Here is a 24,730-nt window from a genome sequence, read left to right on the forward strand (position 1 = left end):
TGGAGGTAAGTCGGCCGCCTTCCGCGAAGTTTACACTCGATGTATATTGATCAAGGCTTGAACCTGAGCGCGTCCAGAAGCAGCTGGAAAGCCGGCGATGATTGCCTGCGCGAGGGGTAGTAGAGATGGTAGCCCGTGAATGGCGCGCACCACGGGGTCAGTACGCGCTGCAGCCGTCCTTCGGCGATATGGGTGGCAGCCATGTCTTCCGGAATGAAGGCTAGTCCCTGCCCGGCCAGGGCAGCCGTCAATATCGGCAGGCTGCTGTTAAATGCGAGCTGCCCGTCCACCCGGACCTTAAGCGGCTCCCCATCGCGCTCGAACTCCCAGGCGTAAAAGCCGCCATATGTCGCCAGTCTCAGGTTGATGCAACGGTGCCGGGTGAGGTCGTGGGGTGATCTAGGCACGCCATGCTCCCGGAAATAATCGGGCACCGCCACCACCGCCATGCGCCAGTCGGGGCCGATTCGGACTGCTATCATATCGGCGGCTACTTCCTGCCCCAGCCGGACACCGGCGTCGTATCGCCCCGCCACGATGTCGGTATAGCCGTTGTCGATATCGACTTCGACCTTGATGTCGGGGTAGTGGCGCAGAAAGCGGTCGAGCTTCGGCCACAGCACGGAGCGGACGGCATGCTCACCCGCATTAATGCGCAGCGTGCCCGTCGGCCTGTCGCGCGTGGCCATCAGCGTTTCGACCGCGCGGTCGATATCGTCGAGGTGATGGCCTATTTCATGCAGCAAACGCTCGCCCGCGTCGGTAAGGGCCACGCTTCTCGTGGTCCGGGCCAGCAGGCGCACATCAAGCACTGTCTCGAGACGGCGAATGGTGTGGCTGAGGGCCGACGGCGACAGGCCGAGTTGCGCCGCCGCCCGCGTGAAGCTGCCTTCGCGGGCAACCGCCCTGAATGCAATAAGGTCGTTGAAATCAGGCTTCTGCATTACTGAATCTCATTCATAAGGACATGCGGATAATATCATCTAGTTGAAAAATTCCGTGAGGACTATTTGGTTGTGGAGCGTTGGGATCACCTTCCCCGGCGCAAGGAGCCATTATGGAAATCATCCGCGCCGGAATGCAGCCCTCTGCCAAAGGACCAAGCGACTGGTTCACGGGCACGGTGCGCGTGGACCCGCTCTTCTCTGTCGCAGATCCCTCAAGGGCTGCAGCCAATGCCGTAACATTCGAGCCTGGCGCCCGCACCGCGTGGCATACCCACCCGCTCGGCCAGATGTTGATCGTTACTGCCGGATACGGGCGGGTCCAGCGCGAAGGCGGGCCGATCGAAGACATCCGCCCTGGCGATGTCGTGCGCTTTGCCCCCGGCGAAAAGCACTGGCACGGCGCGGCCTCCGATACCGCGATGACCCACATCGCTGTGCAGGAATCCCTGGATGGCAAGGCCGTCGACTGGCTGCAACACGTTACCGACGCGGAATACGGCGCGGGCGAGGGAGCGCGGCAATGAGCAAGGTCATTGTGTTCAGTGGCCCAAACAACAAGCAAGAAGGATAGAAACATGCAAAAACGGATTTTGGGAAAAAGCGGCCTTGAGGTCTCGGCAATCGGTCTTGGCTGCATGGGCATCAGCCAGTCATACGGTGCGCCGCTGGCGTTGCCTGAAGCCGTTACGCTGATCCGCGGAGCCTTTGAGCGCGGCATCACCTTCTTCGATACGGCTGAAGTCTACGGTCCTTACAAAAACGAAGAAGTTGTTGGAGAAGCGTTGATCCCCATCCGCGATCAGGTCGTCCTCGCCACGAAGTTCGGTTTCGACATTGCCGGGGGCGGTGCGATGAACAGCCAGCCCCAGTACATTCGCGCTGCCGTCGAAGGATCGCTCAAGCGCCTGAAAACCGACCGCATTGACCTGCTCTATCAACACCGCGTCGATCCCAATGTGCCAATGGAGGACGTCGCCGGTACGGTCAAGGAACTGATAGCGGAAGGCAAGGTTCTTCATTTTGGTCTGTCGGAAGCGGGTGTCAAAAACATCCGTCGAGCGCATTCCGTTTTGCCGGTTGCGGCGCTGCAGAGCGAGTATTCGCTGTGGTGGCGTGAGCCAGAGGATCAGATACTTCCGGTTCTCGAAGAGCTTGGCATTGGCTTTGTGCCGTTCAGCCCCCTCGGCAAGGGCTTCCTGACCGGCACTGTTGCCAAGGACACGACATTCGGGAAAGACGATTTCCGCAGCACGGTGCCGCGTTTTGCACCTGACAATCTTGCCGCAAATCACGTCTTTGCCGAGGCGTTTGCCACCATCGCCCGCGAAAAGAAGGTGACGCCAGCCCAGCTCGCGCTTGCCTGGGTGCTTTCGCAAGCGCCATGGATCGTGCCCATTCCCGGCACGACAAAGCTGGCCCGTGTTGAGGAGAATCGCGGCGCTGCCGCCATCACGCTTTCCCCCGCCGAGCTTGCTGCCATCGATGACGCCCTTTCCGGCATCGCGATCACCGGCGAACGCTATTCACCGCAGAACCAGGCGCGGATCGATCGATGACGGACGGGCTCCGCAAGCAATTTGAAGGCGGGTGTGTCGATGGCCCGCCCGCCGTGAAAGTCCGCGGGCCAGCCGTGTTTAGGCAAGTCGCCTGCTTTAGAGGCTTTCGCCTGACATTCGCATGGTGATGGAGTACCCTCAGAACAAGAGTAGACGAAAGGACACGTCATGTTTGGAACGATGCTCTACGGCCCTGGCGACGTTCGCTTCGAGGAACGGCCGGAGCCCAAAATCGAAAAGCCCACCGACGCCATCATCAAGCTTTCGGCCAGCTGCGTCTGCGGTTCGGACCTGTGGCCCTATCGCGGTGCCAACGAGGTGACGGCGCCGCTGGCGATGGGCCATGAATATTGCGGCGTGGTGGTCGAGGTCGGTAGCGATGTGAAGACCGTCAGGCCTGGCCAGTTTGTCGTCGGCTCGTTCGTAATCTCCGACAACACCTGCCCGCACTGCCGGTTCGGCTTTCAGTCGTCCTGCGAGCAGCGCGAGTTCATGACTGGCGCGCAGTCGCCCAATGCACGCGTCCCGCTTGCCGACGGCACGCTCGTCGCCACTGAGACGCAGCCGGAGGAAGACCTGATCCCAAGCCTGCTCGCGGTTTCGGATGTGCTCGGAACTGGCTGGTACGCTGCGGATGCGGCGCGCGTGCAGCCGGGATCGACGGTGGTGGTCGTCGGCGACGGTGCTGTCGGATTGATGGGCGTGCTGGCCGCAAAGCAAATGGAAGCCGGTCGCATCATCATCATGAGCCGCCACAAGACGCGCCAGGACCTCGCCCTCGAATATGGCGCGACCGACATTGTATCGGAGCGCGGCGAGGAAGGCATTGCGCGGATCAAGCAGCTCACCAAAAAGGTTGGCGCCGATTCTGTCCTCGAATGTGTCGGAACACAGGAGTCCATGACCCAGGCGCTGCAGGTTGCGCGCCCCGGCTCGATGATCGGCTATGTCGGCGTGCCGCACGGCGTGCAGTTTGACGGTCAATCGCTGTTCTTCGCGCAGGTCGGAATGCTCGGGGGGCCGGCCCCGGTCCGCCGCTTCCTGCCGCACCTGATGGACCTCGTGCTCACCCGCAAGATCAATCCCGGCAAGGTGTTTGACTTGACGCTTCCCCTTGCCGATGTCGCGGAAGGCTACAAGGCCATGGACGAACGCCGGGCAATCAAGACGATGCTCCGCGTCTAACCTTGTCGTCGTTACCTTTGAGGCTCGCCGGCCCAGTTGTAATCAGCAGGCGGTGGCTCGCGCGTTTCAAGGAAGGCTTGTACGGCCTTTCCAGGATCGCGTGCGCGACACCTGCGTCTCCAAGCTCGGCGGCAAGTCAGTCTTTATTGCCTTCGAAGAGAGCGCTTCACTAACCGCGACCGATCAGGCGTCCGACAAATCTAAGAGGCGCCGTCAGTTTCCAAGACGTTGAATTCCGTAATTCTCGTAGTTCGCCGTCTTGCCTTGCTCTGTCCAATTGCAATTGTTCTATCGTTCGCTCGAGCGCCGCGGCGTTTGAAACGAGGCCTTGCACTTGTTCTCTGCTTTCACCGAGCGCCTTCCCAAGCGCATCGTTTTCTGCGGTCATCCGGCTGAGTTCGTCTTGCTGGGTGGCATCTTTGGCCTCCAAGCTGATCGTCGAACCTAGTCGAGCGTACGCCGATCGAATGGCGACGACTGTTTCGTGTGAATTCGAAGCTTCGAATAGAGGAGCGACGGCTTTCGGTATTTTGGGTCCGACTGCTAGAACGCCCAAGCCATGGCCATGCTGAAACTCGAACGATGGATACAAGTCACGTATTTCCTCCCATAACTTGAAAACACCGAACCCGCGCTCTCGAACCTCGGTGTCGTGAAAAAGCACGATTGCCCGCTCCGATAGCTTGGGAAGCCAGGTTTCAAAATCACTCTTAACGTCGTCGTAGAAGTGACGCCCATCTATGTGTAACAGGTCTACGGAACCATCAGCGAATTGGTGTCGTGCTTCCTCAAATGTCATTCGGATCAGGTTAGAAAAACCAGAATAGTGTGCGTCGTTGTAAGATTTTACAGAATCATGAACATCGTCGTCATAAAGGCCGGAGTGTTCATCTCCTCTCCAAGTATCAATTGCATAGCACTTTGTCTCGAGGGCCAATTTTTTAATCGCTTGGCAAAAGGCAAAATAAGAAAAGCCACCGTGCGTTCCCAGTTCCACAAATGTGCGAGGTTCTTGGGATTCCACGAGCCAATATGCAAATGGCGCATGTTCTTTCCACGCAGATTCGCGGACGAGATTGTCGACGGTCCAAAATGAAGCGGGGCTGACACAGTCGAGTGCTCCACGATATTTGTCGACTACCGATATTTGACGCTCTTTCCTAAGCTCAACACTCATTCATGCAAGTCCCGTCTCTAGGGTTGGTTGAAAACGATCCCACAGATAGACGCTTGCAGGGAGGCATGTGCCGAAGATTACCGTCTCCGGTGTTTCAGATTGGGACACCTACATTTTCCCCTAGTTTGCCTGTCGGAATCGCCAACGTCTATGATAACTTAAAGTTGTATTCAACGTGCATTGTAGTCGAAGCCGAAATCTAACGCGTTTTCTAAAATTCATACCTTACCGAAAGTGTCCCAAAGGGACGGACTTTTCACGAAATCGACGTGGTTCCGCGGGAAGAGGTCAGTTAAACCTTGGTGTAGCAGCCGTTAAACCATGAAACGAAATTGATTGATTGGAGCGGTTGAATAAAGGCGTTGAATTTTGAAGGCAGGTCGCAAATCGCGTGTCACCAGTGATTACGGTTTGACAGACGTAACGGGATTCTTCACTACGCTGAAAATCGAACAACAATGCGGTGTTGTGAAGTATTGGCGACCAGCTAAAATCCGTTGTTGCTAAACGGTTCTTCGTCGTCTTGTGGAGACAGTTCAGTTGTCAGTTAATGAATCACCCAAGCCAGACGTAGATGAGACCAGCGAGCACCCGGTCGTTGCTATTTGCCATTGCCACTATGAAGAAGTTGTCGACGAGCTCATTTTGATACTCGACCGATTGCCGGATGGCAGCCAGGTCCATGTTACGTCATCAAACCCGTCCGTGCTGGCATCGTTCAAGTCCGGATGGCGACGAAGCAAGGTCTCGCTTGACGTATTGGCTACCGAAAACAAAGGGCGTGATGTCCTGCCCTTCCTGAGGGTACTCGCTCTCCTCAAATTGCCCGACGATATCCCAATCCTGAAAATTCACGGCAAGCGTAGCCTCTATTCTTCAACCGGCGAGAAATGGAGACGCGATCTGCTGAATGAACTTGTTCCCTCTGAAGCAGGTGTCCAAAAGATCGTCAACGAATTTGGCAACTCTCCCAAATTGGCGATGATTGGCGCGAGCGGATCCTATGTCAGCGATCTGGGATACTGGGGCTCGAACAAGAGACAAACATTAAAATTCATGAGATCGGCAGGATCAAATCCGCCAGCTGCCCATGACCTTGGTTTCTATGCAGGAACCATGTTCTGGATAAGATCGCAGTGCGCCAATGAGATACTTTCCAATGTCGACTTTGGTCAGTTCGAGAAGGAACGCGGCCAAAGAGACGGCACCTACGCTCACGTGCTTGAACGAGCAATCCCGATGACACTGAGAGCCCAAGGTTGGTCTTTACGGGAAATTGGCGATGACACGGAATTGTTTCCACATAAAGTCCGCCATCGAAAACTAACCTACTTTTAGTCCACGACCTGCCATTGCGAAACGCGATCCGTCGTGTAACGAATTCTGCGAGACGCTACCGTCCGGTGCCGGCAAAAGTAAATGATTTATGCGCGACGTAGCTGGTGAGGACCGGACTGAGGACCCCCACTACGTGGGCGGTTGTATCAACATGCCAATTATAGTTGATCGCAGGGAACAGCCATCGTGCCAGAATGATGCTCACCAGCCACACTTGCAAAAGTGCGACAAGGTTCACAAGTCCAAAGCGCACATATTCGTTTCCAGTCGAGTTACCGGACTCTTCGAAAACGAACTGCTTCATCAATATGAAGGCCGTCGTCATTCCTACCAGAAAAGCGAGCACAATAGCCGCACTAAAGGGCAGGAATTGCGAGAAGGCGATGCGGGAAAGAATGTTGATTGCGGCGGCTATCCCGCCTGAAATAACAAACCGCACGAAAGGAGATCCGACAACTGAGATCGCTCGCTCACGCATCAGATAACTGCCTCTGCCATTGACCGGCCAAAGCGAATGCTTTCCGAAACGCCGCGATCTTCCGGATAATAAAAGCATGTGTCGGCAATCTGCAGTCCTGCAATCGGGGTCTGAACGTTTGGCAGCTTCTTGTAGAAATTCGGCTCACAGACCGGCTGGGCATAACGCAGGCGGCCGACTTTCGCATCGATCAGGTCGCTTTTGGTGACCGCCGGATTGATGCGGCTTATATAGCCGAACGCCTCATCGATGAACTGCTGGTCGGTCCACTGCCATTTCGGCTGGGTCGTGGGCATGTAATAAGGCACATAAACGATCGTATCATCGACAGGGCGCAGGTTCGAAAATTCGATGATACCCGGAATGTCGATCTCGTCGTCGACGATATTGAGCCAGAAGTTTTTGGTGACCGAACGCTTCAACTTGAACAGGAGGCAAACGACGCCGATATTGCGGATTGCATCGTATTTTGCCTTCCACGCCTGCGGAAGATCCGGAGCCAGTTTCGAGATGAGCGGCGTTGGCACGGTGGAGATGACTGCATCGGCGGGGAAGAACCGCCCGCCCGCGGTAACGCCTGTGACCTTGCCGTCCTCAGTCTCAATTTTCTCTGCCGGCGCCGAAAGCTGCAGTCGACCTCCCTTTGCTTCGAAGGCAGATGCAAGTGCCTTGACCAGCGTCTCGCTGCCGCCCTCGATATAGCCGAGCTCCTCCTGGAAAATGGAGCGGCGTGAATTGCCGATGCGCTTGATGCGCGTGGCAATCCAGGACGCCGAAATATCATCCGAGAGTTCATAGAATTTGAGCTGCATGAGGCGCCGCCACAATGTGTCGTAGACTTCCTTGCCTGAACCGCCTTCGATCCACTGGCGCGCGGTCAACTTTTCGATGCGATCGAATGCCTTCGCCTTGGTCGTCAAAAACATCTGAACGCCTGTCCGCAGCTTGGCGATGAAGCTCAAATGCGGGAACATCAAAAGCGAAATAGGGCTGCCCCAAGGGTGGACCTTGCCCTTCATGTAGTAAGCCATGGAGGTCGGCGTCCAGCGCATCTTGTCGCCAATGCCAAGCTCTTCCATCAAGGCGAATGTCGGCTTGTCGGTCTTGCAGACAAAATGGTAGTAACGCTCGATCGACAATCCGCCAAAGTCGAAATGCGCTGCCATCCCGCCCGGCTTGCTGTCCGCCTCGATCAGGTCAACCTCGTGACCGAGGGTAACGGCGCGATGTGCAGCCGCAAGTCCCATTGGCCCGGCACCTATGACGACGATCCTGCTCATGGCGATCCTTAGAAATCGAGAACAATACCGGAATAGCGCGGATCGAGGTAAGTCTCCTCGAGCGCTTTCCGCAACGGGGTTGCTTTGATATCGAAAATTTTTGGCCAATCAATAACCGGGAACGTCTCCGGTATGACAAGCGCCTCCAGCTGTCTGGTCGTAAATGGCGGGTTTTTGTTGAGCTTGCCATAGGCGTATAGCAGTGCCCAAAACAGCCCATAGGGTATATGGACGATCTTCGCCTTTGGTTTGACGATGTCGTGGATGAGTGCAATCAACTCGCCATAGTGGACTTGTTCCAGCCCCGAAATGTCGTAGGTGCCCGTCGCCCGGCTATCCAATCCAGCAGCGATGATGGCGGCGAAATCACCGACATATAGCGGCTGGCGGATAAACTTGCCGTCACCCGGGATCGGGAAGACCGCAGTTCGATCCATGAACCGGCGCAACCATCCAAGATGTTTGCGGTCGAACCAGCCGAACATCAATGTCGGGCGCAATATCAAATGCGGTATATCGGTTACGGTATCGATGAACTTCTCTTGAGCCGTTTTTGAACGCGTGTAGAAATCATCGGCCTGCGAGTGCACGACCGACGATGAAATCTGCACGAAGTAAGGCGTTCCGTGCTCGCGCATGGCCGCTACGATGTTCTCGGTGGCGGTCACGTTGTTGTCGGTGAATTCCTGCTCATAAAGGCCGCCGATCTGGGCCTGGTTGAGCACCAGGGCATCTGCTCCAGGGAGCGCGCCCGACCAAGCACCGGGCTTTGCAAGATCAGCCTCGATGACTTCGATTTCCGGATGGATCCGCCGAAGCAACGCTGTGTTGGCGGGATGCTTGTCGATGCCGACGATGGCAATGTCTGGATTTGCCTTAAGCCGGGCTATAAGATTCTGTCCGACAAGGCCTGCCGCGCCGGTGATGATGATCTTGCGGGTCATATGCTCATCCGGTTGAAGATTGCTGTGGGCAAGTTGCGGATGATGAGCATTATCAAGCGCCAGCGGGCCGGAGCGTAGAATACGGGCCCTTTGTCATCCGCGGCGCGCCGCACGACCTTCGCTACTTGCTCGGGTGTCGCCCACAACGCGCCCTTGCGCTTCATTCCATCGGTCATTGGCGTAATGGTCGGCCCCGGCTTGACAATCGCCGCGCGCGGACCATTGCTGGCGAAACGATGCGATATGCCTTCGACGAGAGCGGCAAGGCCTGCCTTTGCAGCTCCATATACGTAATTTGCGCGCCTGCCGCGGTCGCCCGCCACTGATCCCAGCACGACAAGCGAACCCCGGGCCTGGGTTTCGAACAAATCCGCAACAGCCAGACACCAGGCCGCTGCAGAATTGAAGTTTATCCTCAGGATATCCTCCGCCACCTCCGTCGAGCGCTCGGCCTCGTTCTGATCGCCGAGAATCCCGTAGGCGACGATAACGTGATCGACGCCTCCAAGCGTCGCAACAAGTTCCGCAAGCCTGGTGCGCACATCGTCCGAAACAGCAAGATCGTGGACGGCTGTCTCGACGCGGGTCGCGCCTCGAACCTTCAGATCCGCGGCAATGGCTTCAAGCTTGCCTTCCTGGCGGCCTACCAGCAGCAGATCAGCGCCTTCCAGTGCGTAGAGGCGGGCTGTGGCCTCGGCAATCGCCGATGTCGCTCCCAAAACGATAACGCGCAAAAAATCATTCCTCTTCGTTATTGACTCACTCTTCGCCAGAAAGCTGACGAGAATGCCGGGTCGACATGGTTGGCAAACGTCTCCCACGCCGGATAGCCGGCGCGAAACATGGATGCGGAGATCCGCCCGTCCTTGGCAGGATAGAGCCGCCCGCCTGCCTCCCGGACGATGTCGTCGAGCCGGTTCAACAAGTCAAGCGTCAACTGGCCCTTGTTGGGGAAATCGAGTGCAAGCGTCGTGCCCGCCTGCGGAAAAGATAAAAGTCCGGGTGACGGCACTCCACCAAAAGTCTTGAGCACCGCCAGAAACGACCCCTCGCCAGCCTTGGAGATCGTCTCGAGCATTTCCCGCGTGGCGTCGCGCGCCGTGACTGGCGGCACGACCGATTGATACTGGTACATGCCCCGGCCGCCATACATCCGGTTCCAATGGCCGATGGCATCCAGGGGATAGAAATAAGGCTGGTATGGAGTAATCGCAGGTCCCGCAGCCCGGCGGCCGCGGTAGAAATAAAGGCCGTTGAACAAACCTATGAAGGTACGGTTCAGCATGAAGCCCGGCATTGCGAAGGGCATGCTGAGCCTTGGCTTTACTTGTTTTGTCAGTCGCGCTCCTAAAGGCGCGTGGCGGGCACGGCTGAAGAGTCCCCGCCCCAGCCGGTCACCTCTTGCCAGGCAATCGACCCAGGCGACCGTGTAATCCGCAGCATCATCGCTTTCCGCTGCTACGGCAAAGAATGCGTCGAGATTGGCAAAGGGGATGGTCTCCGCCTCCATCATGGCACTCTCAATCGGCAGAAGTTCGATCTCGGCCCAGCTTATCAGGCCCGTCAGGCCCAATCCGCCAATCGTTGCAGCAAATAACCCCGTTTGATCGTCGGGCGTCAGCTCGATCTCAGTGCCATCGGATCGAAGGAGACCGATGCGGCGCACCCATCTGCCGATCGTTCCGGCGGAATGATGGTTCTTGCCGTGAACGTCGTTGGCAATGGCGCCGCCCAATGTAACGAAACGCGTGCCAGGCGTGACCGGCAGAAAGTAGCCGCGCTGCACGAAGAGCTCGAGGATGCTGTCAAAGGCGATTCCGGCCTCCGCGCGCAACAGCCGGGTCACAGGATCAAACGAAATCACCCGGTCCAGCGCAGTCATGTCGATAAGCGAGCCATCGGGATTGAGTCCGCTGTCGCCATAGGATCGGCGCAAGCCGATGCCGAGCACGCTTCGTCCCTCTTTCCGGGCAAGGATCTCCGGCAGTTGCTCACGCCAACTCGGCCGACTGACGAAATGCTGCGCTTTTACCGTTCCGCCCCAGGAGCGGATGTCATCCGCAACCATGTATGACGTCATAGGGCGGCCACAAACAGCACTGCGATCAGAATGCCCAGCAGAATGCTTGGCCTGTCACGCAAGGCGAAGCTGACGGGGTCGTCGTTCATTCGGCCGCGATGGGCGAGCAACCAGATACGTCCGATCCAGATCGCGAGGAAGACGGGTATACCTGCCAGCAACTGCGGATGCGAATAAAACGGACCCGGCAACATCTCTTCGACGATGAAGAGAACCATAATCAGCAGGGATGCAACGGCGGAAGCTACACCAAGTGCCAGTGTGAGCGGCTCGTCCTCGATCAGGTAGCCGCGGCTCGCGAGACTATGGGAGCCGCTTGATGAAGCACGGACGATTTCGGTGTGACGCTTGGCCATGGCGAGCGAGAAAAAGAAGAACACCGAGAATGTCAGGAGCCACGCCGACGCGGGTACCCTAAGAAGGGCAATCCCCATGATAAGGCGCGTGGTGAACAGGATACCGATGATAAGCGTATCCAGGATGGGTACGCGCTTGAGCCCGAATGAATAGGCCAGGGTGAGTGTCAGGTAGGCCGCCAAGGCAAGCGTAAAATAGGGAGACAGGAACAACGAGCCGATGAAGGCGGCCATGAGGCCACTGCAAGCCAGCAAAAGACCGGATGCGATGGGAAGTCGCCCACTGGCGAGCGCCCGATTGCGTTTCGACCAGTGCTCCCTGTCGGCACTCAAATCCGCAAGATCGTTGAGCAGATAGGTCGAAGACGTCACGATTAGCAGGCAGATAAGACCGAGGATCGTATCGCGCACAACGGCAAAATCACCCCAGGCATGGGCAAGAACCAGCGGCACGAAAATGAGCGCATTCTTGGACCAGTGGTGTACCCGCAGCGCTTTGAGGCTATCCTTCAAACCGAGCGGATGATTGGAAAACTCCGCTTCTACCGGCTTGCCGAGACCGCGCGCGGCCTTGGCGACGCCGGGCGACGCGCCAGCCAGAACAACCCCTTCAGCCACCTTCCACACGGCAAGGTCCGCTCGGCTGTCGCCGACATAGACGAACCCATCCGGGAAAGTGCGCGCAAGATGTTCTGCCTTGACGCGGCCTTTCAGATTTGCCGTCGCCGAACCGATGGCGCTAACAAAAATCCCGACGCGGCGGGAAACATTCTCGACAACCGCTTGATTGGCCGCCGAGCAGAGATGAATTTCGCGTCCTGCCGCGGCCTGCTCACGCAGCCACTTGACGAGATCTTCACGCAGAGGCAACACGGTCGAAGCGAGATCGACCTTCGACGCCAGGGAGGCTTTCAGCGCGGCGCGCCCGCGCAGCACACTCGGAGCGGCAAAGGCAAGCGCTGCCGGTTTTGTAAAGATTGCGGCTACGACCTGCTCATGCAGGGTATCGGTCAATATCAGCGTCTTATCGAGATCGACGACAAGGGGATATCGCGCCGAGTGAATATTCGCGGCATCGGGAGAAATCTCTCCATCCAATTTGCGGTATACCAATTCCATTGATAGCTGAAACTTTTCCAGTGAAAAATACCAAATGTTTCTGGCACAAGTGATGCATCGCCACAAGGCCGCTGACAGCTCACAGTAAATGCAGGATCGCTATGCCCTTGCGAAATCGGGCTCCCGCCTACATTGGCAATCACAACTATAATTGGATCATATTGAAAGAATGGCGCGCCCGAAAGGATTCGAACCTCTGACCCCCAGATTCGTAGTCTGGTGCTCTATCCAGCTGAGCTACGGGCGCGTACCACTTATGCGCGTTCGTCTGCGCAGCGCGGTTCGTAATGGGTTGGGAACCGAATTGCAAGCTGCTTCGTAAAAAAACCGAAACTATTTTCGGCAGTAGGGTCGCGGAGCGGATTTGTTCGGCGACGTAGCAAATTCGCTGCAGCATGCGGTGAAGCGCAGCGCAAAAAAGCCCGGAGACAAGCGGCCCTTGCTTAGTAAAGAGGTCGAAAGCGAGGAACCTGGAGCGCCGATTGCTTGAAGAGAACGCTCTAAAGATTGCGGCCGATCGAGAGATACTTGTCGCGGCGATCCTGGCGCAGTGCGTCGCCGTCCATGTTGCCCATGGATTTCAGCGCGACATTGATGATGTTGCCGGTCGCCTCGATGGCGGCATCCTTGCCGCGGTGGGCCCCGCCCATGGGCTCGGGGATGATGCCGTCGATGATCTTCAGTTCGTAGAGATCCTGCGCTGTAATGCGCATCGAGGTTGCCGCATCCTTGGCGCGCGTCGAATCGTGCCAGAGAATCGAGGCCGCCCCTTCCGGCGAAATGACCGAATAGATCGAATGTTCGAGCATGTAGACACGGTTCGCCGTGGCGATGGCGATGGCGCCGCCGGACCCGCCCTCACCGATGATGACGGAGACGACCGGCACCTTCAGGTTGAGGCAGGCCGCGGTGGAGCGGGCAATGGCTTCTGCCTGGCCGCGTTCCTCGGCGGCAATACCCGGAAAGGCGCCGGCCGTATCGACGAGGGTCAGCACCGGCAGCTGGAAGCGGTCCGCAAGTTCCATGATGCGCACGGCCTTGCGGTAACCTTCGGGCATGGCCATGCCGAAATTGTGCTTGAGGCGCGACTTGGTGTCGTTGCCCTTTTCCTGGCCGATCACGGCGACGGCCTGACCGTTGAAACGGGCAAGGCCGGCCTGCACTGCATCGTCGTCGGCAAAATTGCGGTCCCCGGCAAGGGGCGTGAAGTCGGTAAAGAGCTTGGAAATATAGTCAACGCAATGCGGACGGTCCGGATGGCGGGCGATCTGCGCCTTCTGCCAGGGCGTAAGCTTGCGGTAGAGATCGCGCAGAGCCTCGGCCGACCTTTTTTCCAGCCGTGCGATCTCGTCATTGGTATCGAGCGCGTCGCCTTCTTCGGCGAGCTTCTTCAGCTCGAGGATCTTGCCATCGAGATCGGCGACCGGTTTCTCAAAATCAAGGTAGTTGTACATGGACGAGATGTCTGCCTGCAAACGGTGAATTTTGCTCTAACTGGCTGTTGCCGAGGCGCATGTCAAGTGGCCGAACGGCGCGCCGGCGGCGCAACTTATTGGGGGGAATTCAGGCGAAGGTGTGGTGCTACTTCGTCGCGGGCTTGCGCCTTGCAAGCTTCGGCGGCCTGGGCGGCGCGGCAGTCTTGCGCCGCCTCGGTTTCGGTTCCGCGTGTTGCCAGCCGATCCAGCGGCCTTCGCCAGCAAAATTGCGCGGGCCCAGAGCTGCGGTTTGCAACCCTTCACGCAACCTGTCGAGGTCAAGGTCCGGCATACGATCGAGAAGGCCGCGAGGCAGGCGGTCAAGATCGAGCCAGGTGACATCGAAGTAGATGTGTTCCTTGCGCTCGCCGTCATCGACGGTAAAGAACCATTGGCTTTCCATATAGTCGCCAAACCACGGGTCGGGAAACATGGCGGGGGTAAAGGTAAAGCCGAAGGCGGTTACCTCGTTCCAGCCCCAGCTTTGCCGCCAGCCCATGGAGCGGGTCAGGTGGCTGGTGCGGGTGAAGCCCCGGTCATGGAAATGCATCACTTCGCCGTCGGCTTCGGCGGGCGGCGGCTCCGGTCGGGTGATCATCTTCTTCAACAAGTGCCACATGGATAGACCTCTGGTTGAATGCTTTGCCCTTCTCCTTAGTCTGCCAGAGGGTGATGCTCCGTGACAAGCCTGTGCAGGCGTTCTTCCATCACATGCGTGTAAATTTGGGTCGTCGCAATGTCGGAATGACCCAGCAATTGCTGGACAGCGCGCAAGTCGGCGCCATTCTGAAGGAGGTGGCTGGCGAAGGCGTGCCGCAGGACGTGCGGCGAGATCGCGGAGGTTTTTAGGCCGGCGCGGGCCGCCAGCCCTTTCAACTCGCGGGCAAAAACCTGCCGCGCCAGAAAGCCGGTTTCGGAAACAGCGGGAAACAGCCAGGAATTGTCGGCCAGATTGGGCTGTGCATCGCGGGCGGCGAGGTAGCGGTTCATCGCATCGCGCGCCTTTGTCGACAGCGGCACCATCCGGTCTTTCGAGCCCTTGCCGCGCACCATCAAAAACCGGCTGTCCTGCCGGGCGACAGCCACCGGCAATCCAACAAGTTCGGAAACGCGCAGGCCCGTTGCATAGAGGATTTCGAGAAGAGCATGGAGACGCAGGGCCTGCATCGGCGATGCGCCAGAGGCCTGCGGATCGTTTGTTTCAAGCTCGGCGCGCGCAAGCAGTTTCTCGACATCTGCCTCACTCATGATTTTAGGAAGGGCTCGCTCCTTTTTGGGGGCATCGAGCGTGCTCGTTGGATCATCGCCCCGGAGATTCTCGGTATACAGAAAGCGAAAGAACTGGCGGAGCGCCGAGAGCCGGCGGGCCTGCGAGGTTGCGGCGAAGCCACGGGCCGAAATTTCGTCAAGATAAGCGCGAACCGTCGCATTGGCGGCATCCGTCAGCTGCTCGCCGGCCGCCGCGCTGAAGGCGGCTGCGTCTTCGAGATCGCGCCGATAGGATTCGAGCGTGTTCTGGGCGGCGCCACGTTCGGCACTCATCATTTCGAGAAATGTTTCAATGGCGGCGGCAGCGCGCATGGCGTCACTTCTTCTGGTCGGGCTTCGGGTTGAGCTTCTCGCTTGGAATGCGAATGGTCATTTCGGTCTGCTTGGGATGCACGAAGGTCACCAGCGCGACCATGCCGGCATAGACGAGCCCGGCGAGGATCGCGAGGACAAGGATCAATCGTGTCAGGGTAGGCATTTTCGCTTCGTATGGTCAGGTTTGAGGTTCCATAATCCTGCCGCCGAAACCTTATGATTTCATGAAACTGGCAAGAATGGCAGGACCACTATAGTTTGCTTGACGAAAACAGAGTTTTCCTGTCGATACGCAATGATGAACACCACTGAAGACCAAGTAGAACATACGGACGTATCAGAGACTGCAAGGTCCATCCGCGAGCGCCTTGGGCACAAATCCATCGTGCTCATCGGGCTGATGGGCGCCGGCAAGTCGACGGTCGGCAAAAAGCTTGCCGCATTGGTCGAGCTACCCTTCTTCGACGCCGATCACGAGATCGAAAAGGTCTCGACGATGACGATACCGGAACTCTTCGAAGCCTATGGCGAGGCCGAGTTCCGCGACCTCGAGCGGCGGGTAATTGCCCGCATGCTGGAGGATGGGCCGATCGTGCTTGCTACCGGAGGCGGCGCCTATATGAACGAGCAGACGCGGCGGGCTATTGCCTCGGAGGGCGTTTCGCTTTGGCTGAAGGCCGAGCTCGATGTGCTGATGCAGCGCGTGGCGCGCAAGCAGAACCGGCCGCTTCTCAAGAACGACAACCCGCGCGGCGTGATGGAGCGATTGATGACCGAGCGCTATCCGATCTATGCCCGGGCCGATCTGACGGTCAATTCACGCGAAGAAAAGAAAGAGATCATTGCGCTTGAGGCGATGCAGGCGATTGCCGAGCACCTCGGCGGCGTGGTGATGACCGGTGAGGAAACGAGTAAATGACGGAAGCATCCGCCGCAGCGACAACCGTCGTTCCCGTCAAGCTCGGGGACCGCTCGTATGATATTGTCATAGGATCAGGGCTTATCGAGCGCGCCGGTCGTGAGATCGCCGATCGGACCGATGCCATGCGCGTTGCCATCGTCAGCGACGAAACCGTGGCCGGCCTGCACCTTGAACGCCTGACGCACAGTCTCAACGCTGCGGGCGTCCACGTGACGCCGATCATCGTTGCGCCGGGCGAAAAGTCCAAGGGCTTTGCCACGCTCGAGACCGTGACCAACGCTATCCTTTCGGCGCGACTTGAGCGCGGTGACATTGTCATTGCCTTCGGCGGCGGCGTCATCGGTGATCTCGCCGGCTTTGCCGCGGGCATCGCCCGCCGCGGCATGGGATTCATTCAGATGCCGACCTCGCTTCTCGCGCAGGTCGATTCCTCTGTCGGCGGCAAGACCGGCATAAACACCATCCACGGCAAGAACCTCGTCGGCCTGTTCTACCAGCCGCAGCTTGTCATCGCCGATACGGATGTTCTCGACACGCTGTCGCCACGCGAGTTCCGCGCCGGTTATGCGGAAGTCGCCAAATACGGCCTGATCGACCGGCCCCAATTCTTCGCGTGGCTCGAAAAGAACTGGCGCGGCATCTTCGAAGGTGGTCCGGAGCGGACGGAGGCGATCGCCGTCTCCTGCCGGTCCAAGGCGGACGTGGTGGCCCGCGACGAGCGGGAAACCGGTGACCGGGCCTTGCTCAATCTCGGCCACACTTTCGGGCATGCGCTCGAAACAGCCACGCACTATGATTCTTCGAGGCTTGTGCACGGTGAGGCTGTAGCGATCGGCATGGTCCTCGCCCATCAGTTTTCGGCCAAGATGAACCTGGCGAGCCCCGACGACGCCGCGCGAGTTGAAACGCATTTGCGCATGGTCGGCCTTCCGACGTCGATCGAAGAAATACCGGGTGATGTTCCGCCCGCCGAAAGGCTGATGGAATATATTGCCCAGGACAAGAAGGTGGCGCGTGGTGCGCTTACCTTCATACTAACGCGGGGAATCGGCCAGTCTTTCATAGCCAAGGACGTGCCGGCATCCGCCGTATTGAGTTTTTTGCAGGAGAAGCAGCAAAGATGACCCTGGAAATCTGGATCTTTTGCGGAGTCATCTTCGGTCTGATCCTGATCTCCGGACTGTTTGCCGGGTCTGAAACGGCGCTGACAGCCGCATCGCGGGCGCGCATGCATCGCCTCGCCAACCGTGGCGACAGCCGGGCGAAGATCGTTGCCAATCTCATCGAAAAGCGCGACCGGCTGATCGGGGTCATGCTGATTGGCAACAACCTGATCAACATCCTCGCCTCGTCGCTGACGACAAGCATGCTGCTTGATCTCTTCGGACAGGCCGGTGTCGCCTATGCCACGGCGATCATGACGGTGATGCTTGTCATCTTCGCCGAAGTCCTGCCGAAATCATGGGCCGTCGCGAGCCCGGATCGGCACGCGCTGGCGCTCGTGCGTTTCGCCCAGGGCACGGTTTTCGTGCTCGGCCCAATCTCTGACCTCGTCAACTGGATCGTGCGCAAGATGCTGGGCGCCTTCGGCATCAACCTAGCTGCGGGAACATCCATGTTGTCGGCGCAGGAAGAGCTGCGCGGCGCGGTCGACCTCCTGCACAAGGAAGGCTCGGTCGTTAAAGGCGACCGCGACCAGATCGGCGGCCTGCTCGATCTGCGCGAGCTCGAAGTCTATGACGTCATGATCCATCGCACGGACATGGATTCGGTCAATGCCGACGATCCGGTCGAAACGGTGATCGGCGAGATTCTGGCGAGCCATCACACGCGTATCCCGGTCTGGAAGGGGGCGAGCGACAATATAGTCGGTGTCGTCCATGCCAAGGACCTCGTGCGGGCCATTCGTGACGCAGACCGCGACTTTGCGAAGATCAACATCATGAAGGTCGCGACCAAGCCGTGGTTCGTGCCCGATACGACCACATTGCAGGACCAGCTCAATGCATTCTTGCGGCGCAAGGCGCATATAGCGATCGTCGTCGATGAGTACGGCGATGTTCAGGGATTGATCACGCTTGAGGACATCCTTGAGGAAATCGTCGGCGACATTGCCGATGAGCACGATATCGACGTGCAGGGCTGCCGGCCGCAGCCGGACGGTTCAGTGCTGGTCGACGGTTCAGTGCCGATTCGCGATCTCAACCGTGCGCTCGACTGGAACCTGCCCGATGCTGAAGCCACAACCATCGCGGGGCTTGTGATCCACGAAACGCAGAGCATCCCCAAGGAAAAGCAGGCCTTCACCTTCCACGGCAAGCGCTTCACCATTCTGCGGCGGGAAAAAAACCGCATCACGCGTCTGCGCATCCGTCCCCTGGAGGATGACAAGGCCGGATCCCGCTAGAATCACGACAATCCTAACTATTCCTTCAGCCCAAGCCGGCTAGTTTCCGCGAGGTCTGTGCCCCGCAATCGGGCGCGATTGCCAGGCCCCAAAGGCAGTGGGTGGAGTGTTGAACGCTATTTACGTGTAGGCTCGCCGGGTGCTGCCGGCTCAAGCGCCAGCGCATGAACGCTCCCGTTCAATTCCTCCTTGAGGACATTGTTGATGGCCCGGTGGCGCTCGACGCGCGACAGTCCCGTAAAGGCGTCCGCGACAATACGCACCCGAAAATGCGTTTCGCCCGACCCGTCAAATGTGCCATGATGATCGCCGTCTGAATGATGGTGACCGGCGTGGAGGTGGCTTTCATTAATGACTGCCAAAGAAACGGGATGAAAAGCCTCGTTCAGTTTGTTTTCGATTGCGGACTGAGTGGACATTTCGTTCTCCTGCGCCCATATGGTAGTTTCACTTGGCAAATCCGTACATGATCACAAATTTACCGCCATTTCAGGCGTTAGGTCGATCCATGGGCAAATGTCAATTCATGCTTAGCAAAGATAGATGACCTCGAATTCGAAATATTTTGACAGCATCCGCATCCGGCCGAAGAAGGCGGAAGAGGAAAAATCGCGCACTCCGGTGTGTCAGTGGGACGGCTGCGAAAAGCCGGGTCCGCATCGCGCCCCCGTGGGCCGCATGAAGGAGGGAGAATTCTTCCACTTCTGCATCGATCATGTGCGCGAGTACAACAAGGGCTACAATTATTTCTCCGGTCTCTCGGACGCCGAAGTCGCGCGCTATCAGAAGGAAGCCCTGACGGGCGACCGCCCGACCTGGACCATCGCCGGCCTGCCTGGAACGGGCGCCGGCGCAAGCGCCCAGGCTGCAAGCGCCGGCGGCGCGCGCACATCGCCGGATTTTTCCAAGCTGCGCTCGGGCCGCGCGGCTTATCTCAATCGTTTTCGTGATCCGAACAGCGTTTTCAATGAGGCGCGGGTTCATGTGCGCAAGCCGAAACCCTTGGAGGCGAAAGCGCTGGATACGCTGGGACTTGGCGCAAAAGCCAGTAGCGAAGACATCAAGTCGCGCTATAAAGAGCTGGTGAAGCGCCATCATCCCGATGCCAACGGCGGTGACCGGGCTTCCGAGGATCGTTTCCGTGACGTAATCCAGGCCTATCAATTGCTTAAGCAGGCTGGTTTCTGCTAGGACCGCTGTCGGCTTATTTTTCGAAACCTCGCCGGAGGTTTCAGGGTGTGACTATCGTTTTGCGTCTGCGCGTGCAGTCGCGCTGGAGGCATGATGAACAAGGTTGATCGCGATATTGCGAATTTGCCGGATACAACGGTTTCGGTTTCCAAGCTCTTCGGGTTTGATTCGGACATGATGGTCCCTGCCTATAAGGCGGGCGATGCCTACGTGCCGGAAATCGACAACGATTATCTCTTCGACAAGCAGACGACGCTCGCGATCCTCGCAGGCTTTGCCTATAACCGCCGCGTCATGGTTTCCGGCTATCACGGGACCGGCAAATCCACCCATATCGAACAGGTCGCCGCCCGCCTGAACTGGCCTTGCGTCCGCGTCAACCTCGACAGCCATGTCAGCCGTATCGATCTCGTCGGCAAGGATGCGATCGTCGTCAAGGAAGGCATGCAGATTACGGAATTCCGCGACGGCATTCTGCCCTGGGCCTACCAGCACAATGTCGCGCTCGTTTTCGACGAATATGATGCGGGCCGGCCCGACGTGATGTTCGTGATCCAGCGCGTGCTGGAATCATCCGGGCGCCTGACGCTGCTCGACCAGAGCCGGGTCATCCGCCCGCACCCTGCCTTCCGGCTGTTCGCGACTGCGAATACCGTCGGTCTCGGCGATACGACGGGCCTCTATCATGGCACGCAGCAGATCAACCAGGCGCAGATGGACCGCTGGTCAATCGTGACGACGCTCAACTATCTGCCGCACGACAACGAGGCTGCAATCGTCGCGGCCAAGGCCAAGCACTACCAGAACAAGGAAGGCAAGGAGATCATCTCGAAGATGGTCCGCGTCGCCGACATGACGCGCTCGGCCTTCATCAACGGCGATCTGTCGACGGTCATGAGCCCGCGAACGGTCATCACCTGGGCCGAAAACGCCGATATCTTCAAGGATGTGGGTTTCGCCTTCCGGCTTACCTTCCTCAACAAGTGCGATGAGCTTGAAAGGCCGATCGTGGCGGAGTTCTACCAGCGCGCCTTTGGCAAGGAACTGCCCGAATCAACGGCCAACGTCGTCATAAGCTGAGCGGCTGTTGGAAATGGCAGGTCCGGGAGATAACTTACGTACAAATCCGAAAGGCCCGGTCGATTCCGAGCCCTTCAAACGTGCCGTTACCGCCTGCATGCGCGCCATTGCCGGCGATCATGAACTCGAAGTCGGCTTTGGCAATGACAAGCCGGCGCTGACCGGCCATCGCGCCCGCCTTCCGGACCTTCCCAAGCGCCCGTCCGCCAACGACATCGCCGTCACCCGCGGTCTTGGCGATTCCATGGCACTGCGCAAGGCCTGCCACAATGACCGTATCCACGCGACGCTCGCACCGGAAGGCAAGCAGGCAAGGGCGATATTCGACGCGGTGGAACAGGCGCGTGTCGAGGCGATCGGCGCCTTGCGCATGGACGGCGTTGCCGAAAACCTGACTTCGATGCTCTCGGATAAATATGCGCGGGCCAATTTTCCCGCGATCACCGACAAGGCCGAAGCGCCGCTCGAAGAAGCCGTGGCGCTTCTCGTGCGGGAGAAACTGACCGGACGCAAGGCGCCGGAATCGGCAGGCAACGTCCTCGATCTTTGGCGCGATTGGATCGAGGAGAAAGCCGCCGGCGACATCGACCACCTGGCCGCCAAGATCAACGACCAGAATGCCTTCGCCCGCGTCGTGCGCGAGATGCTCGCCTCCATGGAAATGGCAGAGGATCTCGCCCAGGACAGCCAGCAGGACGAAGACCAGGACAATAGCGAGGATTCGCCCGATCCGGAGGAGAACGAAGAGGGCGGTTCCGAGCAGGACGAAGGCAGCGATTCGTCCGAAAGCGATGATTCCGACACGTCCAGCGATGACAGCCAGGCCGGGGAAACCGAGGCCACCGATGCTTCATCGGACGAGATGGAAGAGGATAGCGACGCCGACGCCGAAATTCCGGGTGAGGCGCGCCGGCCCAATCCGCCTTTTTCCAATCTCGGCAGCGAAAGCGGCTACAAGGTCTTCACCCAGGAGTTCGACGAGACGACCGACGCCGAAGAACTTTGCGACGAAGCAGAACTCGACAGGCTGAGGGCCTTTCTCGACAAGCAGCTGGCCAATCTTTCCGGTGTCGTCGGACGGCTCGCCAACCGGCTGCAGCGCCGCCTGATGGCACAACAGAACCGCTCCTGGGATTTCGATCTCGAGGAAGGCTATCTCGACTCCGCGCGGCTGGTGCGCATTGTCATCGACCCGACGCAGCCGCTCTCCTACAAGCAGGAACGCGATACGGATTTCCGCGACACGGTCGTCACCCTCCTCATCGACAATTCCGGGTCGATGCGCGGCCGTCCGATCACGGTGGCTGCCACCTGCGCAGACATATTGGCGCGCACGCTCGAACGCTGCGGCGTAAAGGTCGAGATTCTCGGCTTCACGACCAAGGCCTGGAAGGGCGGTCAGGCGCGCGAGGCTTGGCTCGAACGCGGCAAACCCGCCAATCCCGGGCGCCTCAATGATCTGCGCCACATCGTCTACAAGCGCGCTGATGCGCCCTGGCGCCGTTCACGACGCAATCTCGGCCTGATGATGCGCGAGGGACTGCTGAAGGAGAATATCGACGGCGAGGCGCTGATCTGGGCGCACCAGCGTCTGCTCGGCCGCCCCGAGCAACGTCGCATCCTCATGATGATTTCGGATGGTGCGCCGGTCGATGATTCGACGCTCTCGGTCAATCCGGGCAACTACCTCGAACGGCATTTGCGCGCCGTCATCGAAGAGATCGAGACGCGCTCGCCCATCGAGCTGATCGCGATCGGCATCGGTCACGATGTCACGCGCTACTATCGACGGGCTGTCACCATCGTCGATGCGGAGGAGCTAGCCGGCGCCATGACCGAGCAACTCGCCTCACTGTTCGAGGAGCCGGAACGGGCGCTGAAATCCGCGCGGAAGCGTTAATGCGGCGACCCGCGCTGGCTTTCCGGCGCGCATTACTATCAGCCGCTATTCTCATTCCACTCACTGCGCAAGCGCAGGACGAGGGCGTGTCACCCGCCGTTGTGAAGGCATATCCAATCAGCAACTTTCGGATTGGATCGTCAGAAACCCGATTTGGCGGATTGGAGTTCGTCGGCGGTCTCGACCTTTCTTCGACCAATCGCGACTTCGGAGGCCTTTCGGCGTTCCGCTATCTCGACAAAGGCGGCTCGTTTCTCGGCATTACCGATACGGGCTTCTGGTATGCCGGGACGGTGGAACGCGACGAGAAGGGCAGGCCGGTTGGCGTCGGCAAATTCCGCCTCGCGCCGATCCAGAGCGAGGACGGCGCGCCTCTTGAGGGCAAATGGAACTCCGACGCCGAAGGCATGAGCGTTTCGGGCAGGACGGTGACGGTCTCGTTCGAACGTGTGCACCGGATCGCCGAATTCGATCTCGATCTCGAAAACTTCGCGTCAAAGCCAAGATTTCTACCGCTGCTGATCCCGGAGAACGAGCTCCGCAGTAATCGCGGCATCGAAACGATTGCCTATGCGCCGGAGACAGGGCCGCTCCAGGGCGCCCGCGTTGCCGTTACCGAGAAGAGCATCAACAAGGCCGGCGACATGTTTGCTGCCTTGCTTGAGGGGCCGCGCAAGGGCATCTTCTACGTCAAGCGCATCGATGGTTTCGACATCAGCGATGGGGATTTTTTGCCGAACGGCGATCTCCTATTGCTGGAACGCCGCTTCAGCATTGCGAGCGGCGTTGCACTGCGCATTCGCCGGATAGCCGCCGACGCCATCGTACCCGGCGCGACTGTGGACGGTCCGCTCATTCTTGATGCTGACATGCGCTACCAGATCGACAATATGGAAGCGCTTGACGTCTGGCAGGCCGAAGACGGCTCGACGCGGGTGTCACTCGTTTCCGACGACAACCACTCGATCGTCCAGCGCAATCTCTATCTGGAATTCCGGTTGGCCGAATAGATCGCCGGGGCGAAGATGGCGAGGATGGCGCCATAGGGGACGAGCATCACCACGGCCATGACGATCTTGACCATGAGGTCGCCGAAGCCCAGCGACATCCACAGCGGGATCTCGTGGCCGAAGAATGGAACAGGCATGGCGAGTGACGAGTCGGGACGGCCCGTCACTGCATCGATCCAGGCAAATTTCGCGGCGAAGGCGATGGAGAAGAACAGCAGCGTGTCGAGGAGCGAGCCGAAGATCGCCGAGGCGAACGGGGCCTTCCACCAGGTCAACTGCCGCAGCTTGTTGAAAACAGTGATGTCGAGCAACTGCGCCGTCAGGAAGGCAGTGCCAGAGGCAATCGCAATGCGCGGCGTCGCCAGCCAGATCGACAGGACCACAGCGATCGTAAAGCCGACATAGACGACCCTGCGCGCAAAGGCGGGGCCATAACTGCGGTTGGCAAGGTCGTTGACCAGGAATGCAATCGGATAGGTGAAAGCCCCGTAGGTGAGTATTTCACCAAGGCCGAAGTGGTTGAACGGGTACTGCACCAGAACGTTGGAGGCAGCGACCACGGCGCACATGGCGAGGACGGGAAGAATGAAATCCGAAGGAGAATAAGCGCTTTTGAGCGGCATTTTTTTATCTTGGGTAATGGAACCAGCCAAAACGATGATGACAACAATAAGGCCAGCCGAAGCTGGCCTTACGGCAAT

Annotated in this window: 25 protein-coding genes and 1 tRNA gene; 11 read left to right on the forward strand and 15 right to left on the reverse strand. The window is 58.6% G+C overall.

Annotation, left to right across the window (positions count from 1 at the left end; translation table 11 throughout):
- Window positions 1-50: 50 nt before the first annotated feature.
- Window positions 51-944: a LysR family transcriptional regulator gene (locus GF108_RS05925; RefSeq protein WP_153667195.1), complete on the reverse strand. Its 894-nt coding sequence runs from the start codon at window positions 942-944 to the stop codon at window positions 51-53.
- Window positions 945-1,057: 113 nt separating this feature from the next.
- Between GF108_RS05925 and GF108_RS05930 the strand changes: the two genes are divergently transcribed.
- The 3 genes from GF108_RS05930 (at window position 1,058) to GF108_RS05940 (ending at window position 3,688) form a co-directional block, all read left to right on the forward strand.
- The gene (locus GF108_RS05930) at window positions 1,058-1,471 is read left to right on the forward strand and encodes a cupin domain-containing protein (RefSeq protein WP_153667196.1); all 414 of its coding nucleotides are present in this window, start codon (window positions 1,058-1,060) and stop codon (window positions 1,469-1,471) included.
- 51 nt (window positions 1,472-1,522) lie between these two features.
- Window positions 1,523-2,503 carry an aldo/keto reductase gene (locus GF108_RS05935; RefSeq protein ID WP_153667197.1) on the forward strand — a complete coding sequence of 327 codons (981 nt, stop codon included), beginning with the start codon at window positions 1,523-1,525 and terminating at the stop codon, window positions 2,501-2,503.
- A 168-nt stretch (window positions 2,504-2,671) separates the two neighbouring features.
- Window positions 2,672-3,688: a zinc-dependent alcohol dehydrogenase family protein gene (locus tag GF108_RS05940; RefSeq protein WP_153667198.1), complete on the forward strand. Its 1,017-nt coding sequence runs from the start codon at window positions 2,672-2,674 to the stop codon at window positions 3,686-3,688.
- A gap of 169 nt (window positions 3,689-3,857) precedes the next feature.
- On the opposite strand, the gene GF108_RS05945 is transcribed toward GF108_RS05940, so the two are convergent.
- Window positions 3,858-4,865 carry a class I SAM-dependent methyltransferase gene (locus GF108_RS05945; RefSeq protein ID WP_153667199.1) on the reverse strand — a complete coding sequence of 336 codons (1,008 nt, stop codon included), beginning with the start codon at window positions 4,863-4,865 and terminating at the stop codon, window positions 3,858-3,860.
- 540 nt (window positions 4,866-5,405) lie between these two features.
- Here GF108_RS05945 and GF108_RS05950 point away from each other — a divergent pair.
- Window positions 5,406-6,203 (forward strand): rhamnan synthesis F family protein, encoded by a 798-nt coding sequence (locus GF108_RS05950; RefSeq protein ID WP_153667200.1) that lies wholly within the window; start codon window positions 5,406-5,408, stop codon window positions 6,201-6,203.
- A 55-nt stretch (window positions 6,204-6,258) separates the two neighbouring features.
- On the opposite strand, the gene GF108_RS05955 is transcribed toward GF108_RS05950, so the two are convergent.
- The 11 genes from GF108_RS05955 to GF108_RS06005 form a co-directional block, all read right to left on the reverse strand.
- The gene (locus GF108_RS05955) at window positions 6,259-6,681 is read right to left on the reverse strand and encodes a GtrA family protein (RefSeq protein WP_153667201.1); all 423 of its coding nucleotides are present in this window, start codon (window positions 6,679-6,681) and stop codon (window positions 6,259-6,261) included.
- Window positions 6,681-7,961, reverse strand: a complete 1,281-nt coding sequence (locus tag GF108_RS05960; RefSeq protein WP_153667202.1) for an NAD(P)/FAD-dependent oxidoreductase — start codon at window positions 7,959-7,961, stop codon at window positions 6,681-6,683. Before GF108_RS05960 ends, GF108_RS05955 begins: the two co-directional genes overlap by 1 nt.
- Window positions 7,962-7,969: 8 nt before the next feature.
- Window positions 7,970-8,905 carry an NAD(P)-dependent oxidoreductase gene (locus GF108_RS05965; protein ID WP_153667203.1) on the reverse strand — a complete coding sequence of 312 codons (936 nt, stop codon included), beginning with the start codon at window positions 8,903-8,905 and terminating at the stop codon, window positions 7,970-7,972.
- Window positions 8,902-9,639 (reverse strand): SDR family NAD(P)-dependent oxidoreductase, encoded by a 738-nt coding sequence (locus tag GF108_RS05970; RefSeq protein WP_153667204.1) that lies wholly within the window; start codon window positions 9,637-9,639, stop codon window positions 8,902-8,904. Before GF108_RS05970 ends, GF108_RS05965 begins: the two co-directional genes overlap by 4 nt.
- Window positions 9,640-9,656: 17 nt before the next feature.
- A complete protein-coding gene (locus GF108_RS05975) occupies window positions 9,657-10,973 on the reverse strand; it encodes an FAD-binding oxidoreductase (protein ID WP_153667205.1) in 1,317 nt (438 codons plus the stop codon).
- 8 nt (window positions 10,974-10,981) lie between these two features.
- On the reverse strand, window positions 10,982-12,460 hold the full coding sequence (locus GF108_RS05980) for a UbiA family prenyltransferase (RefSeq protein WP_153667206.1): 1,479 nt from the start codon (window positions 12,458-12,460) through the stop codon (window positions 10,982-10,984).
- Between the two features lie 170 nt (window positions 12,461-12,630).
- A tRNA-Arg gene (locus tag GF108_RS05985) sits at window positions 12,631-12,707 on the reverse strand.
- Window positions 12,708-12,960: 253 nt separating this feature from the next.
- On the reverse strand, window positions 12,961-13,914 hold the full coding sequence (locus tag GF108_RS05990) for an acetyl-CoA carboxylase carboxyltransferase subunit alpha (RefSeq protein ID WP_027231318.1): 954 nt from the start codon (window positions 13,912-13,914) through the stop codon (window positions 12,961-12,963).
- 127 nt (window positions 13,915-14,041) lie between these two features.
- The gene (locus tag GF108_RS05995) at window positions 14,042-14,554 is read right to left on the reverse strand and encodes a hypothetical protein (RefSeq protein WP_153667207.1); all 513 of its coding nucleotides are present in this window, start codon (window positions 14,552-14,554) and stop codon (window positions 14,042-14,044) included.
- Between the two features lie 35 nt (window positions 14,555-14,589).
- Entirely contained in the window at window positions 14,590-15,516 is a 927-nt protein-coding gene (gene xerD, locus GF108_RS06000) for a site-specific tyrosine recombinase XerD (RefSeq protein WP_153667208.1), read from the reverse strand.
- A 4-nt stretch (window positions 15,517-15,520) separates the two neighbouring features.
- Complete coding sequence (locus GF108_RS06005) at window positions 15,521-15,682, reverse strand: hypothetical protein (RefSeq protein ID WP_051614764.1); 162 nt, start codon at window positions 15,680-15,682, stop codon at window positions 15,521-15,523.
- 132 nt (window positions 15,683-15,814) lie between these two features.
- Between GF108_RS06005 and GF108_RS06010 the strand changes: the two genes are divergently transcribed.
- From GF108_RS06010 to GF108_RS06020, 3 genes are read left to right on the forward strand one after another with little or no spacing between them, the layout of a single operon-like run.
- The gene (locus GF108_RS06010; RefSeq protein ID WP_153667209.1) at window positions 15,815-16,438 is read left to right on the forward strand and encodes a shikimate kinase; all 624 of its coding nucleotides are present in this window, start codon (window positions 15,815-15,817) and stop codon (window positions 16,436-16,438) included.
- Window positions 16,435-17,565, forward strand: coding sequence for a 3-dehydroquinate synthase (aroB, locus tag GF108_RS06015; protein ID WP_153667210.1), 1,131 nt, complete (start codon window positions 16,435-16,437; stop codon window positions 17,563-17,565). Before GF108_RS06010 ends, aroB begins: the two co-directional genes overlap by 4 nt.
- Window positions 17,562-18,848: an HlyC/CorC family transporter gene (locus tag GF108_RS06020; RefSeq protein ID WP_153667211.1), complete on the forward strand. Its 1,287-nt coding sequence runs from the start codon at window positions 17,562-17,564 to the stop codon at window positions 18,846-18,848. Before aroB ends, GF108_RS06020 begins: the two co-directional genes overlap by 4 nt.
- A 116-nt stretch (window positions 18,849-18,964) precedes the next feature.
- Here GF108_RS06020 and GF108_RS06025 read toward each other — a convergent pair whose 3' ends face one another.
- Complete coding sequence (locus GF108_RS06025) at window positions 18,965-19,267, reverse strand: BolA family transcriptional regulator (protein WP_113282091.1); 303 nt, start codon at window positions 19,265-19,267, stop codon at window positions 18,965-18,967.
- Between the two features lie 124 nt (window positions 19,268-19,391).
- Here GF108_RS06025 and GF108_RS06030 point away from each other — a divergent pair, with 124 nt between their 5' ends.
- The 4 genes from GF108_RS06030 to GF108_RS06045 all read left to right on the forward strand — a co-directional run bounded on the left by GF108_RS06030 (window position 19,392) and on the right by GF108_RS06045 (window position 24,029).
- Window positions 19,392-20,039, forward strand: coding sequence for a J domain-containing protein (locus GF108_RS06030; protein ID WP_027231323.1), 648 nt, complete (start codon window positions 19,392-19,394; stop codon window positions 20,037-20,039).
- A gap of 93 nt (window positions 20,040-20,132) precedes the next feature.
- On the forward strand, window positions 20,133-21,119 hold the full coding sequence (gene cobS, locus GF108_RS06035) for a cobaltochelatase subunit CobS (protein WP_027231324.1): 987 nt from the start codon (window positions 20,133-20,135) through the stop codon (window positions 21,117-21,119).
- Window positions 21,120-21,132: 13 nt separating this feature from the next.
- Complete coding sequence (gene cobT, locus GF108_RS06040) at window positions 21,133-23,019, forward strand: cobaltochelatase subunit CobT (RefSeq protein WP_153667212.1); 1,887 nt, start codon at window positions 21,133-21,135, stop codon at window positions 23,017-23,019.
- On the forward strand, window positions 23,019-24,029 hold the full coding sequence (locus GF108_RS06045) for an esterase-like activity of phytase family protein (protein ID WP_153667213.1): 1,011 nt from the start codon (window positions 23,019-23,021) through the stop codon (window positions 24,027-24,029). The genes cobT and GF108_RS06045 overlap by 1 nt, the downstream gene beginning before the upstream one ends.
- Here GF108_RS06045 and GF108_RS06050 read toward each other — a convergent pair.
- On the reverse strand, window positions 24,002-24,652 hold the full coding sequence (locus GF108_RS06050; RefSeq protein ID WP_153667214.1) for a queuosine precursor transporter: 651 nt from the start codon (window positions 24,650-24,652) through the stop codon (window positions 24,002-24,004). The genes GF108_RS06045 and GF108_RS06050 overlap by 28 nt on opposite strands.
- Window positions 24,653-24,730: the final 78 nt, after the last annotated feature.

The organism is Phyllobacterium sp. SYP-B3895 (assembly GCF_009647635.1).
Classification (GTDB): domain Bacteria; phylum Pseudomonadota; class Alphaproteobacteria; order Rhizobiales; family Rhizobiaceae; genus Phyllobacterium; species Phyllobacterium pellucidum.